Source organism: Synechococcus sp. MU1655 (assembly GCF_023630655.1).
GTDB lineage: Bacteria > Cyanobacteriota > Cyanobacteriia > PCC-6307 > Cyanobiaceae > Synechococcus_C.
This window is the reverse complement of record NZ_JAKUHK010000189.1, coordinates 1-4,144: the sequence shown is the minus strand read 5'-3', so window position 1 is coordinate 4,144 and position 4,144 is coordinate 1. Positions and strand designations below refer to the sequence as shown.

The following is a 4,144-nucleotide window of genomic DNA, read 5'->3' as shown; positions in this document are numbered from 1 at the left end:
TGGAAGCTCCTGGGAAGATCTTCTCCAGCAGGTAACGCTGTATCAATCAATCGACACCATGGCGAGGCCGCTGCCGGTAGGTCGAAGTGCATGGATTTGAAGTAGGCGTTGAAGCCCATCCACAACACAGCGCCTTGATGTCCTTGCTGCAGGCTCATCGCTAAGCAGTGGGACCAGTTAGCCCAGTCAGGTTTGCTGAGCTCTACGCCATGCCACTGCCGCCACAACTCGTCTGAATCGTTTGATCGCAGCGGTTTCTTTTCGTTGTGAGGCCGGATTGGATTGAATAAAGTTGCAAGTTGTTGGCGCACATCAAGCAGGCGTTGCACGTAGGTCTGCAACTCGTGATCGCAGTGATCGTCGCCCCAGATCATCCAGCTGAGCGGGCTGTCCTGGCACCAAGTGTTGTTATTCCCTCCCTGACTGCGCCCCACTTCATCGCCCATAAGGAGCATCGGGACACCACGACTCAGCAGCAAGGTGCTGAGCAGATTCCGTTGTTGTCGCCGTCGCAGTGCCTGGATAGCCCGATCGCTGCTCGGCCCCTCGACTCCGTGGTTCCAGCTGTTGTTGTGGTTCTCCCCATCTCTGTTGTTTTCACCATTGGCCAAGTTGTGCTTGTTGTTGAAGCTCACGAGGTCCAAGAGGCTGAAGCCGTCATGGGCCGTGATTAGGTTCACTGAGCTACCAAGGTTTGCCGCCTTTCCGTTGTAGAGATCGGGACTGCCACGGAAGCGTTGTCCGAGAGGCCAGGTGCTGCCCTCATCTCCTTTCCAGAAACTGCGCAATGCATCACGGAAGTGCCCATTCCAGGTGCCAATCCGTTTGGCCGGAAAATCACTCAACCGATAGAGCCCACCACAATCCCAGGGTTCGCTCACGAGTTTGAGTTCACTCAGCTGCGGATCAGCCTCCATCGCTTCAAACAGGGGCGGGTGTTCCAGGGGTTTCAGCTTCTCCCCTCGGCTGAGAGCAATCCCTAAATCAAAACGGAACCCGTCGATGCCCAGTTCATTGGACCAGCAACGCAGTGATTCAAGGATGAGTTGTCTGGAGAGAGGATCGTTGGCGGCAATGCTGTTGCCACAGCCGCTCACGTCCAAGTACTCACCTGCATCGCTCTGGTGGTAGTAATTGCGATCAGCAAACCCCCTCCAGCTCAAGGTGGGACCGTTGCGGTTTCCTTCAGTGGTGTGGTTGTAAACCACATCCAAAAGCACCTCAATGTCTGCGTCATGGCAGGCCGCTACGAGGTCTCGGACCTGGTCTCGAGCCGAATGGGGATCAGAGCCCAGTGCGTATTCGTGATGCGGTGCAAACCAACTGAGAGGGCTATAACCCCAAACATTGTCACGACCAGCGGGGGCATCGTTGGGATCGAAGGCTTGGATCGGAAGCAGCTCGATCGTCGTGATCCCGAGCTCCTTCAGATAGGGGATCTTTTCGATCACACCTAAATAGGTTCCCCGTTGATCTGGGCTGACACCGCTGTCGGGGCGTTTGGTGAACCCGCCGATGTGGAGCTCGTAGATCACGGTCTCTTGCCAGCTGTGGCGAGGCCGGGGATGGGCTTGGAAATCGAACAGATCTCGTTCGCAAACCACTGATTTCAAGCACCGATCGGTGTTGGGTGATGCTCCGGTCGCCGCTACGCGCCGGTAGACGTTCCAGCCATCAATGGCGCGGGCGCAGGGGTCCACAAGCACCTTGGCGGGTCTAAAGCCATGGCCACCTGGCTCAATGGGGCCAAACACCCGATAGCAGTAGCAACATCCAGCACCAAGCCCTTCGACCTCGACATGCCAATAATCTGCCGAGCGATGCTCCTCCGACAGCTCAATTACCTGCGCTGGTGTGTTTGCCTCTGGATGGGCAAAGATCAGTAATTCCAGCCGATTGGCCATCGGCGCTGCAACTGAAAAATTCACACCTCGCGATGTGATCTTGCTGCCTAGTGGCCAGGGACTGCCGCGATGGATCGTGCTCAAAGATCCGCCCGCAGATCGCAGGACGTACTTCCCTCAAAGTAGAGGGTGTGATGGAACTCCACCGAAATGACGATGACCTCGGCTTTGGAGTCAGGCCGACCACCTCAGCAAATTTTGGACAACCTTTGGTTGTTTCCACCCAATCGAGACTGTCGCGGTGGGTCATCTTGGTGGCTCGATGTCGAGCCTGAACCAGTACTGATTGATTGTCCGCCGCTGACCGAGGCCACCCTTCAAGCTCTGCATGACCTGGCTTCTGATCGTTTGCCCCGGATTCTTCTCACGAGTCGAGAGGGGCATGGACGCCTTCGGCGTTTGCAAGAACGATTGGGATGGCCTGTGTTGGTTCAGGAGCAAGAGGCTTACTTGTTGCCAGGGGTTCAACCCCTTGAGACTTTTGTTGATTCCCACATCACTACCTCCGGTTTAAGGCTGCTTTGGACGCCAGGACCCACCCCGGGAAGCTGCGTTGTGCACGCTCCAGCCCCTCTGGATGTGCTGTTTTGCGGACGATTGTTAATTCCAGTTCAAGAAGGCCAGTTGGCTCCTCTTCGACATCGACGCACTTTTCACTGGCCGAGACAGCAGCTCAGTCTTCGGCGCCTGCGGGATTGGATTCCCCCAGAATCCAGTCCAGCACTTGCTTCTGGAGCAGGGCTTGGGGCGCTCCGAGGTGGGCGTCTCGCTCCTTTTAAGAGTTGGAGTCCTGCGCAATCAGACCGTCTTCCTCAAGACTGATTCGGTGAATGCATTGCGGCACAGTGTTTTTCGGTTGCTTCAAGGCGCTGGCCTCCATACGATTGGCACGCTCAAGGAAGCCGTGCGGATGTTGACCTCCGCAACGTCAACCAGCCCGCTCTCGCTCCACACCACTTCTTCCATGAACAAAGCTGACCTCGTCAACCTCGTTGCTGCTCGCACTGAACTCACCAAAACGGACGTCTCCCTCGTTGTTGACGCCGCTATCGACACCATCATTGATTCCGTTGTCGAAGGGAAAAAGGTTTCAATCCTTGGTTTCGGTTCATTTGAACCACGGGAGCGTTCCGCTCGTCAGGGCCTGAACCCTAAAACGGGTGAAAAGATCAAAATCCCAGCAAAGCGTGTTCCCGCATTTACCGCTGGCAAAATGTTTAAAGACCGCGTCCAGGGCTAGATCACTGAGCCTTTCATGATGATGGGGTGGTCTTTGGACCACCCTTTTTTGTTGATCTGAACGATCAGCACTGTCGATGGCTATCCAGCTTCCGGATCACCTAAGTCATGTCCTGCAGAAAGGTCAGGGGCTAAGCCGACGGTGCTATCGGGGCCGATTTGCGCCGACTCCATCTGGTCCTCTTCATCTCGGCAATGTGAGGACGGCCCTTCTGTCTTGGCTGCGAGCCCGACTCAACAATGGGCAATGGCTTTTGCGGGTGGATGATCTCGACACCCCAAGGATTCGTACTGGCGCCATTGAATCGGTGTTGCAAGACCTTCGCTGGCTTGGACTCAACTGGGATGGACCCGTCGTACTGCAAAGCAGACGACGAGGACTCTATGGATCATTCCTTTCAACTTTACGGAAGCAGGGTTATCTCTATCCTTGTCGCTGCAGTCGCCGTCAGCTTGAAGGTGCAACGGTTTATCCAGGAACCTGCAGGCGGCTTCATCAAGATTGGGGCTTGAAGGACGCGCGATTACCGTCTTGGAGACTGCGCGTTGTTGAGCCCTTTGCCACAGCCGTAGGAGATGTCGTTCTCCGTCGCGCTGATGGAGTCATCGCTTATCACTTGGCTACGTCCATCGACGAGTTGGCTTTAGGCATCAACGAGGTGGTGCGAGGACAAGATCTGGCGTCGGTCTGCGCTGCCCAGCGTGCTGTCATCACGTCTTTGGGGATGACTTCTCCGCGTTACGGGCATGTGCCGTTGCTCTGTGATTCATCCGGTCAAAAACTTTCAAAACGTGATCATGCGACAGGCTTGAGCTGGTTGCGTGATCGTGATCAAGAGGCAGCACAAGTGATTGGCGAATTGGCCGCATCTCTTGGTCTGGTGGCTCCTGCGACAGCGATTTCGGCAGAAGAATTGCTAGAGGAACTGAGAGAACGCCAGGACAAGCTCACGTCATTGATTGTTGGGGCTGATTCTTCATGAAAAGTTCGGGATCGCAAC

General features: G+C 55.6%; 4 protein-coding genes. 3 read left to right on the top strand and 1 reads right to left on the bottom strand.

Translation table 11 applies throughout. The annotated features are described in order from the left end of the window. A partial coding sequence (locus NCN04_RS08880; RefSeq protein WP_250395848.1) for a glycogen debranching protein occupies positions 1-1,988 on the bottom strand: 1,988 nt, incomplete at its 3' end. A gap of 66 nt (positions 1,989-2,054) precedes the next feature. Here NCN04_RS08880 and NCN04_RS08875 point away from each other — a divergent pair. From NCN04_RS08875 to gluQRS, 3 genes are all read left to right on the top strand, one after another. After that, complete coding sequence (locus NCN04_RS08875) at positions 2,055-2,726, top strand: MBL fold metallo-hydrolase (RefSeq protein ID WP_048347077.1); 672 nt, start codon at positions 2,055-2,057, stop codon at positions 2,724-2,726. 142 nt (positions 2,727-2,868) lie between these two features. Then, positions 2,869-3,144: an HU family DNA-binding protein gene (locus tag NCN04_RS08870; protein ID WP_011620102.1), complete on the top strand. Its 276-nt coding sequence runs from the start codon at positions 2,869-2,871 to the stop codon at positions 3,142-3,144. A gap of 82 nt (positions 3,145-3,226) precedes the next feature. Beyond that, the gene (gene gluQRS, locus NCN04_RS08865; protein ID WP_250395849.1) at positions 3,227-4,126 is read left to right on the top strand and encodes a tRNA glutamyl-Q(34) synthetase GluQRS; all 900 of its coding nucleotides are present in this window, start codon (positions 3,227-3,229) and stop codon (positions 4,124-4,126) included. Positions 4,127-4,144 lie beyond the last annotated feature (18 nt).

Coding starts and splice junctions, on each gene's coding strand:
- NCN04_RS08875 (WP_048347077.1), top strand. CDS start 2,055: ATGACGATGACCTCGGCTTTGGAGTCAGGCCGACCACCTCAGCAAATT.
- NCN04_RS08870 (WP_011620102.1), top strand. CDS start 2,869: ATGAACAAAGCTGACCTCGTCAACCTCGTTGCTGCTCGCACTGAACTC.